Here is a 6380-nt window from a genome sequence, read left to right on the forward strand (position 1 = left end):
CCCGCCACTGCCACGTCAACCCCTCCCCCCGCCCCCCTCCCGCAAGCGGAAGGGGGAGAGAAGGTGCATGTCCTCGCTTCCCCCGCAGTCCGCGCCCGCGCCGCCGACCTCGGCATCGACCTCGCGCAGGTGAAGCCGGCCGAAGGCGACCGCATCCGCCATGCCGATCTCGACGCCTTCCTCCGCTATGGCAGCGCGCAGGGCTACCACGCCCCCCACGCATCCCGCGCCCGCGAGGACCAGCCGGTGAAGGTGATCGGCATGCGCCGCCGCATCGCCGAGAACATGGCCGCCTCGAAGCGCGCCATCCCCCACTTCACCTATGTCGACGAGATCGACGTCACCGCGCTGGAGGCGATGCGCGGCGACCTCAACGCCAACCGCGGCCAGCGGCCCAAGCTGACCATGCTGCCGTTCCTGATCGTGGCGCTGTGCCGCACGCTGCCCGACTTCCCGATGCTCAACGCCCGCTATGACGACGAGGCCGGGGTGGTCACCCGCCATGGCCGCGTCCATCTCGGCATGGCGACGCAGACCGATGCCGGGCTGATGGTGCCGGTGATCCGCGACGCGCAGGACAGGAATGTCTGGCAGCTGGCGAGCGAGATCACCCGCCTCGCCGAGGCCGCGCGCACCGGAAAGGCCAAGTCGGAGGAACTGAGCGGCTCCACCCTCACCGTCACTTCGCTTGGGCCCCTCGGCGGCATCGCGACGACGCCGGTGATCAACCGGCCGGAAGTCGCGATCATCGGCCCGAACAAGATCGTCGAGCGCCCGGTCTTCCACGGGGACGAAATCGTCCGCGCCAAGCTGATGAACCTGTCGGTCAGCTGCGACCACCGCGTCGTCGACGGCTGGGACGCGGCGAGCTTCGTCCAGGCGGTGAAGAAGCTGCTCGAGACGCCGGTCCTGCTGTTCGCCGACTGAGCAATCCCTCCCCTTGTTGCGTTGCACTGCAACACGGCGCAACAAGGGGCAATGTCCAATGTTCAGCGCGCCGATCGCGCCGGTCTCCTCCTCGGTGTTGCCGCCTATAGCCTGTGGGGCGTGCTGCCGCTGTACCTGCATCTGCTGCAATCGGTGCCCGCGCTGCAGGTGCTGTCACATCGCGTGCTCTGGTCGCTGCTGCTGCTCGCAGTGATCGTGGTGGCACTGCGCCGCGTGCGGAGCATTGCCGCGGCTGCCAGGGGGCGGACCCTGCTGTTCCTCGTCGGCAGCGCGGCGCTGATCGCGATCAACTGGCTGGTCTATATCTGGGCGGTCCAGAACGCCCATGTGCTCGATGCGAGCCTCGGCTATTTCATCAACCCGCTGGTCAATGTGGCGCTCGGCATGCTGGTGCTCGGCGAACGGCTGCGCCGCTGGCAGGGCGTGGCGATCGGGCTGGCGGCGCTGGGCGTGCTGCTGCTGACGCTGCATGGCGGCGGCGGGCTGTGGATCCCGCTCGCGCTGGCGCTGAGCTTTGGCGGCTATGGCCTGCTGCGCAAGGTCGCAGCGATCGATGCGCTTGGCGGGCTGACGGTGGAAACGCTACTGCTGGGTCCACCCGCCCTCGCGGTGCTGCTCTGGGCACAGCATAGCGGCACGGCGGCGTTCGGCGGCTCGACGCGGATCGACCTGCTGCTGATCGCGGCCGGCGTGGTCACCGCGACGCCGCTGCTGCTGTTCGCTGCGGCCGCCAAAAGGCTGCCTTATGCGACCATGGGGCTGCTCCAATATATCGCGCCGACGCTGCAGTTCCTGGAGGCGGTGTGGCTGTTCGGCGAGCCGGTGCTGCCGGTGCACCTCGCGACCTTCGCGCTGATCTGGTCGGGCTGCGCGCTCTACGCCTGGGACAGCCTGCGGGCGTATCGCGCCGCGCTGCGAGCGTAAGCGTCTCCTCCCTCGGGCGCAGCCCGGGGGAGAGGGACCGCCGCCGCAGGCGGTGGTGGAGGGGGCACCCTTACATACGAAAAAGGACGCCGCAATCTGCGGCGCCCCCTCCACCACGCCGCTTGCGCGGCGCGGTCCCCCTCCCCCGGCGTAGCCGGAGGAGGGGGACCGCGGTAGCGATTACCCCTCGCGGCGGCCGAGCAGCCGCAGACGCAGGGCGTTGAGCTTGATGAAGCCCGCCGCGTCGCGCTGGTCGTACGCGCCCTGGTCGTCCTCGAACGTCACCACCTTCTCGCTGTACAGCGAATAGGGCGACTTGCGGCCGGTGACGATCACGCTGCCCTTGTACAGCTTGAGCCGCACGGTGCCGGTGACCTTCTCCTGGCTGTAATCCACCGCGGCCTGCAGCATCTCGCGCTCGGGCGAGAACCAGAAGCCGTTGTAGATCAGCTCGGCATAGCGCGGCGCCAGCTCGTCCTTGAGGTGCGCGGCGCCGCGATCGAGCGTGATCTGCTCGATGCCGCGATGCGCGAGGTGATAGATGGTGCCGCCCGGCGTCTCGTACATGCCGCGCGACTTCATGCCGACGAAGCGATTCTCGACCAGGTCGAGCCGGCCGATGCCGTGCTTGCGGCCGAGCTCGTTGAGCGCGGTGAGCAAAGTCGCCGGCGACATGCCCACGCCGTTCAGCGCCACGCCGTCGCCGCGCTCGAAATCGATCGTGATCGTCTCGGGCGTGTCGGGCGCGTCCTCGGGGTTCACCGTGCGCGAGTAGACATAGTCCGGCACTTCCTCCCACGGATCCTCGAGCACCTTGCCCTCGGACGAAGTGTGGAGAAGGTTCGCGTCGGTCGAGAAGGGCGCCTCGCCGCGCTTGTCCTTGCTCACCGGGATCTGGTGCGATTCGGCGAACTCGATCAGCTTGGTGCGGCTGGTCAGGTCCCATTCGCGCCACGGCGCGATCACCTTGATGTCGGGGTTGAGCGCGTAATAGCCCAGCTCGAAACGGACCTGGTCGTTGCCCTTGCCGGTGGCGCCATGGCTCACCGCATCGGCACCAACCAGCTTGGCGATCTCGATCTGGCGCTTGGCGATCAGCGGACGGGCGATCGACGTGCCGAGCAGGTACAGCCCCTCGTAGAGCGCGTTAGCGCGCATCATCGGGAACACATAGTCCTTCACGAATTCCTCGCGCACATCCTCGATGAAGATGTGCTCGGGCTTCACGCCGGCCAGTTCCGCCTTCTTGCGCGCGGGCTCCAGCTCCTCGCCCTGACCGAGATCGGCGGTGAAGGTGACGACCTCGCAGTTATAGGTCTGCTGCAGCCATTTCAGGATCACGCTCGTGTCCAGGCCGCCCGAATAGGCGAGGACGACGCGATTGATCTTATCCGACATGGGGCAGCGACTCCGGGGAAAAAGGAAAGGGGAAACGCGGGGCCTCTAGGGTCCCCGCGCCCTCCGCGCAATATCCGCTGGAGGTGGGGGGCGATGCAGGCGCGGAACACCCCCCTTGTCATCCCGGCGGAAGCCGGGATCCAATCGCCACTCCGCGAGGACAAGAGCCGATCCGTAGCGCCAATGGATCCCGGCCTTCGCCGGGATGACGGCGGCTGACGGGCCGCGCCTGCAGGATCAACTTTGACGCAGCCGTGCCTCGGCCTCGACCATATAGTCGCGGGTGAGCGGCAGCGCCGTACGCGAGCGGGAGAATTGCAGCTGGTAGTTGACCAGCCCGCCATTCATGAAGCTCACATAGGAGCCGGCAAGATAATAGGTCCACATGCGAAAGAAGCGCTCGTCGTACAGTGCGACGATCGCGTCATGCGCGGCGACGGTGCGGTCGTACCAGGCCTTCAGCGTGTGGCCGTAATGCATGCGCAGCACCTCCACATCGGTGAGGAAATAGCGCAGCCCCTCATAGCCTTGCGCGATCTCCGACAGCGCCGGGATATAGCCGCCGGGGAAGATGTACTTGAGCGTGAACGCATCGGTATAGCCCGGCCCGCCCGCACGCCCGATGGTGTGGAGCAGCATCACGCCCTCGGGCGTCATCAGCTCGCGGCACTTGGCGAAGAAGGTGCGGTATTGCGGCGTGCCGACATGCTCGAACATCCCGACCGAGACGATGCGATCGAACTGGCCCTCCAGCGCGCGATAGTCGATCAGCTCGAACTTCACCTTGTCCGCCACGCCCGCGGCTTCGGCGCGCTCACGGGCGATCTTCAGCTGCTCTTCGGACAGGGTGATGCCGAGCACCTCGGCGCCGGTCTTCTGGTGGATGTAGAGCGCCATGCCGCCCCAGCCGCAGCCGATGTCGAGCACACGCATGCCGGGCTGGATCGCCAGCTTGGCGACGATATGCGCCTTCTTGTCGGCCTGGGCCTGTTCCAGGCTGTTCGCCGGATCGGTGTAATAGGCGCAGCTATATTGCCGGTCGGCATCAAGGAACAGGTCATAGAGCCGTGCCGAGAGGTCGTAATGGTGCGCGACGTTCTGCTTCGACTTGCGCGCCATGTTCTTGCGGCCGAGCCAGTGCGCGACCTTGCCGGTGGCGCGGCTGAGCGCCGAAGGTTTGAGCACCGCATCGCCCTTCTCCCAGGCATTGTTGGCGGTGACCAGGTTGAGCAGGTCGAGAATGTCGCCGGCATCGAAGTTCAGGCTGCCGTCCATATAGGTTTCTGCAGCGCCCAGGGCGGGATCGCGGACGATGCGGCCCTCGGCGCCCTTGGACAGCCGCATCGTCACGGGCTTCAGATCGGGATCGGGGCTGCCGAAGCGTCGGGAACTGCCATCGGGGCGGATCAGGGTGAGCTCGCCGCGCTTCACGGCGCGGTCGAGGAAGCGATCAATCAGGGCCATGGCGATCCAGTAAGCGACGTTTGTTTCGGGGAAACCCGTATTGCGTTTCGGTTCGCCGCAAAACAACCTATCTCGGCGTAGGTTTCGGACTCGCGCTCAGATCCCCGCATACCATTGATAGCCGTTCGAATCCTCCCACGTCCCGCCCTTGCCCTTGCCGATTCCGGCGAGCGAGGCGACCGCCTCGATCCCCACCAGATATTTCGCCTGCTTGTAGCCGAGCTGCCGCTCCACCCGTAGCCGCAGCGGTGCGCCGTGGCCGACATCCAGGCGGTGGTCGTTGAGCGCCCAGGCGAGGATGGTCTGGGGGTGGAAGGCGTCGATCAGGTCGATCGACTCGTAATAGCCGCTGTCGCCATAGCGATCGGCGCAATGGAAGACGATGTAGCGCGCGCGGGAACTGAGCCCCGCGGCGTTCAGGATCGTGGAGAGCTGCGGCCCCTGCCATTTGCCGATCGCGCTCCAGCCCTCGACGCAGTCGTGGCGGGTAATCTGCGCGCGCTGCGGCATGTGCTGGAGCTGCTCGAGCGTGAGCTGCATGGGCCGGGCGACCATGCCGCCCACGTTCAGCCGCCAGTCGACGAAGCGGGTGCCGGCCCAGATGTTATACATCGGCGTGTCGGGATTGTGGGTGCCGTTCACCCGGAAGATCGGGCTGCGCTGCTCGGGTCGGAACTCGGTGGCGAGCGAACCGCGACCGATCGAGCGCTGAAGGAAGCGGTGCGCCTCCTCCGCGCTGGCCAGCACCGGGCTGTCGGTGAACTGGTCGCAGCCGGTAAGCAGCCCGGCGGCACCGCCGACCAGCAGGTTGCGGCGGGTGAGGATCATGGCTGCTTCTCCGCGGGCACGCGCCACCAACCGGTAATCATCGAGCGCAGTTCGTTGATCGGTCCTGCCAGCAGCACCAGGGTCAGGTGGACGAGCAGGAAGATGAGGATCGCCCCCATCGCGATAAAGTGCACCGAGCGCGCCGACTGCCGCCCGCCGAACAAGGCGGTCAGCCAGGGCCAGGCCGCGTCCATGCCGGGCGACAGGGCGAGGCCGGAGAGGATCACCGCGGGCAGCAGCACGAACAGCGTGCCGACATAGGCCAGCTTCTGGAAGATGTTGTAGGCGCGCGGGTCCTTCGGATCATGGAAGCGAAGGGCGAGATGGTCCTTGAAGTCCTTCCAGAGGTGTCCCGGCCCCAGCTCGCGCGCGCGGATGCGCAGGTCGCGCAGGATATGGCCGTTCGCCAGGCTCCAGAGCAGGTAGACCAGCAGCCCGAAGGCGAGCACCAGCGCGAAGAAGAAGTGCCAGTGCCGCGCGCCGGCGAGGCTGTAATAGGACGGGATCGTCACCCAGCCCGGGAAGCGCGGCAGCTCCAGCCAGGCATGATCGAAATTCGCGCCATATTGCCCCCAATAGAGCCGCGGATGCGCGTTGAAGATCATCAGCCCGCTGCCGACCATGATCAGCAGCGCGATCGCGTTGATCCAGTGCCACAGCCGGGTGATCAGCCGATGGCGGTAGATCAGGCGGGGTGCTTCGGCCATCTACTCGTCTCTCCTTCACCGACTTCAGATCCTCCCCTGGAAGGGGAGGTGGCCTGCCGCAGGCAGGTCGGAGGGGTGTAACCGATGGTGGTGCACCCCGCCATCGGTTAA

6 protein-coding genes are annotated in these 6380 nt (G+C 66.8%); 2 read left to right on the forward strand and 4 right to left on the reverse strand.

Annotation, left to right across the window (positions count from 1 at the left end):
• Window positions 1–927, forward strand: a 927-nt coding sequence (locus SAZ01S_RS22755; RefSeq protein ID WP_245825152.1) for a dihydrolipoamide acetyltransferase family protein, incomplete at its 5' end; no start/stop codon positions are given.
• A 51-nt stretch (window positions 928–978) separates the two neighbouring features.
• On the forward strand, window positions 979–1872 hold the full coding sequence (gene rarD, locus SAZ01S_RS22760) for an EamA family transporter RarD (protein ID WP_084584621.1): 894 nt from the start codon (window positions 979–981) through the stop codon (window positions 1870–1872).
• A gap of 180 nt (window positions 1873–2052) precedes the next feature.
• Here the strand turns inward: rarD and SAZ01S_RS22765 are convergent, their stop codons facing one another.
• From SAZ01S_RS22765 to SAZ01S_RS22780, 4 genes are all read right to left on the reverse strand, one after another.
• The gene (locus SAZ01S_RS22765; RefSeq protein WP_084584622.1) at window positions 2053–3270 is read right to left on the reverse strand and encodes an argininosuccinate synthase; all 1218 of its coding nucleotides are present in this window, start codon (window positions 3268–3270) and stop codon (window positions 2053–2055) included.
• Window positions 3271–3507: 237 nt separating this feature from the next.
• Entirely contained in the window at window positions 3508–4734 is a 1227-nt protein-coding gene (locus SAZ01S_RS22770; RefSeq protein WP_084584623.1) for an SAM-dependent methyltransferase, read from the reverse strand.
• Between the two features lie 96 nt (window positions 4735–4830).
• Entirely contained in the window at window positions 4831–5562 is a 732-nt protein-coding gene (locus tag SAZ01S_RS22775; RefSeq protein ID WP_084584624.1) for a molybdopterin-dependent oxidoreductase, read from the reverse strand.
• Complete coding sequence (locus SAZ01S_RS22780) at window positions 5559–6269, reverse strand: cytochrome b/b6 domain-containing protein (RefSeq protein ID WP_084584625.1); 711 nt, start codon at window positions 6267–6269, stop codon at window positions 5559–5561. Before SAZ01S_RS22780 ends, SAZ01S_RS22775 begins: the two co-directional genes overlap by 4 nt.
• Window positions 6270–6380: the final 111 nt, after the last annotated feature.

It is taken from the genome of Sphingomonas azotifigens NBRC 15497, assembly GCF_002091475.1.
Classification (GTDB): Bacteria; Pseudomonadota; Alphaproteobacteria; order Sphingomonadales; family Sphingomonadaceae; genus Sphingomonas; species Sphingomonas azotifigens.

Excerpts from the sequence above, each read along its gene's own strand:
- rarD (WP_084584621.1), top strand. The coding sequence starts at position 979 with ATGTCCAATGTTCAGCGCGCCGATCGCGCCGGTCTCCTCCTCGGTGTT.
- SAZ01S_RS22765 (WP_084584622.1), bottom strand. The coding sequence starts at position 3,270 with ATGTCGGATAAGATCAATCGCGTCGTCCTCGCCTATTCGGGCGGCCTG.
- SAZ01S_RS22770 (WP_084584623.1), bottom strand. The coding sequence starts at position 4,734 with ATGGCCCTGATTGATCGCTTCCTCGACCGCGCCGTGAAGCGCGGCGAG.
- SAZ01S_RS22775 (WP_084584624.1), bottom strand. The coding sequence starts at position 5,562 with ATGATCCTCACCCGCCGCAACCTGCTGGTCGGCGGTGCCGCCGGGCTG.
- SAZ01S_RS22780 (WP_084584625.1), bottom strand. The coding sequence starts at position 6,269 with ATGGCCGAAGCACCCCGCCTGATCTACCGCCATCGGCTGATCACCCGG.